The sequence below is a fragment of the Oleiphilus sp. HI0061 genome (assembly GCF_001635675.1).
The window spans coordinates 1-2,428 of record NZ_LWFE01001205.1; the positions used below are offsets into that span (position 1 = coordinate 1).

Annotated in this window: 2 protein-coding genes; both read left to right on the top strand. The window is 39.8% G+C overall.

The window, feature by feature from the left end; genetic code table 11:
* Window positions 1-417: 417 nt before the first annotated feature.
* Complete coding sequence (locus A3735_RS18760; protein WP_156495179.1) at window positions 418-1,236, top strand: hypothetical protein; 819 nt, start codon at window positions 418-420, stop codon at window positions 1,234-1,236.
* Between the two features lie 857 nt (window positions 1,237-2,093).
* On the top strand, window positions 2,094-2,428 hold a 335-nt coding region (locus A3735_RS18765; RefSeq protein WP_197485938.1), incomplete at its 3' end, for an NUDIX domain-containing protein.

The window sequence follows — 2,428 nt, forward strand, 5'->3', positions numbered from 1 at the left end:
GGGCTGAAAACGTTCTTAATGATAACCCACTTTCAAGCCACTTCTTAACAATGGCTTCTTTAAACTCTTTTGAATAATGCTTCACTCATATTCTCTTACCGCCTCCTATTCAATTATTAAAAATTAACAGAGGCGACAACTATCCTGACACAGGGGGGTGACGAGGACAGACTAATACAGAAATTGGGATTGTCGTTCCCATATCCATCACGATTTTCGCCGGAGCATCCGGATTTTTGGGCAATATGTTGCAAAGCAGGTTGGTGCAAGAAAAAGCAGCTAAGAGCAATTCATGGCGTTGAGGTGAGCAAAATTTCTAGCGTCACATTTTATCTTCAGTCGTATGATACAGAAGCACATCGTGACCGATATTTTGAGCAAATTCACGATTTAGAAACGTTAGTCTTAGAGTATGGTATGTCACGTCTGAAATTAATTAGCGGTTTGCTTAAACAGCATCGATTGCTTTCAATTCAATCCTATCGATATCTTTCGATCAACCATTTCCAGGCGTTATCGCCACCTTGCCCTATTTGTTTCGCACTGAGCGTATGGCTAATGCTTATGTTTACATTAACGTCTCACTTCCACAGTGCTAAGGTGCTGGAGAAAAGCTTAGAAGAGATGACCCCTCTGTTCCTTAAACAAACCGGATGGGCTGGTTGCTACACGCTTATACAACGACTCGTCAAAGCATTCACTATCGTTCCCTTATTTGAAAGTCATGCGCTCCGTCACTTTATTGTACCTCGTGCATTCGATGCTTTGCTCTATGCCCTGCTTCGATATGCTATTCATTTTCAACAAACTTTGAACACAAAGGATTTTGAGTACTCGCAGACCTACAGGCTAAAACACGGTGATGAATACGAGACCGAAGATCTAGTATCGATCGCCTCATTTTCTGGATCTGCAGACGAGTTATCATTCTGTTTATCCAAAGAAGATGTACTAAATAAGATCAAAGCATTAGATTGGCCGGCAATAGAAGCTTGCAAATGTGGTCTATTTCAACAAGAGTACCGTTCTTTAGCCCCTCCCATGTTGACAGTGTTTAATGATGTATTGGATCTAGATACGTGCCGTGAGGATAGTATAATAACTTATCTACATAAGTTTCGATCCCATATTAGAGATGATATTGGTGCTGTTCAAGCGTTTGGTATCAACCCATTTACATATCATTATGAAAAACGGGAAAGAATGTTCGGTAAGTCTTCGGTAAAAGGGTTATAAAGGTTTACGACTACTCACATCGCTGAGTCATTTTATGGGAATAGATAACTTAATATTCAAGAACCGACCTTGCTTCTTATCACAAACGATGAGTAAGTAGGCATTAATCTCTAGCTGAGCTAGAAGAAAAGTTCATTGCCTTTGTTCGGATAGCGGACCTTTGAGACTGGTTTGAACCGACTCTTTCAGTTCAGTGATTCCATAAACACTTATCAAGAGAGTTCGGCTAAAACCAACGAAATGAGTTTCATCGGTTAGAAGAAAAAAGCAGATCTTTTTCTTGTGTAACAACTATAGCAGTTACCTTCACAAAGCGGTCTTTTGGCGGGTTTTGCTTTTTGGCAGCTGTGATGAGACAGCCGACATTTTCGAACTATCACATTGTCCGCTTTTCTGTCATTACCGCGCAGGCGGTAATCTATTTTTTAAGTGACGTTGATTGTGCCATTAGCTGCCGTTGAAGCTTGGTTTAGATTTGGCCTAAATATAACATTTACGAACGCTCATGGAATGCTGGCTTTGAGCACAAAGCGCTAGTTTATTAGCTCCAAGATATTTTCGACTGACAACATACCAGGATTACAAGTACGTATGCAAAATTACCGTTTTAATCACTTATTTAGATAAGGGTAATGCAGCCAGTTTTAAAATTGAGCCAATGCTTACACTCGACCTAAAACGCTCTTTTCTCATTGAAACTGTTGTAAAAGGTTATCCCTTTGAATACTCTCACCAAAGATATTTTTTAGCTGTAAAAAACAAACCAACATATTGATTGGAAACCTCAAAGACAATTGGTAAATCATAGCTACAAGATACATTTCAACATTCGCTTTATGTGCAAAGTACGGGTATTTATGCGAGAACCAATTTCAGTCAGTGTATTTCTTTATCGAGAAACTAGAAACCAAAGACAGTATCTGTTGTTAAAGCGGGTACCTCGCCCAGACTTAGCTCTTTCTGGTTTTTGGCAAAGTGTTACTGGGGGGAAAGAGCTAGGCGAGAGCCTTCAAAAAGCTGCGATCCGAGAAGTTTTCGAAGAGTCAGGTATATGCATCTCAAATATTGGTAAGTCAATCTACCAGTATGAATACGCTATTAAACCAGAGTGGCAATCAAAGTACGCAAGAGAGCACAATACTATTCAAGAATTCGTTTTCTCTGCGCCTGTAAGTACCGACCCAATATTATC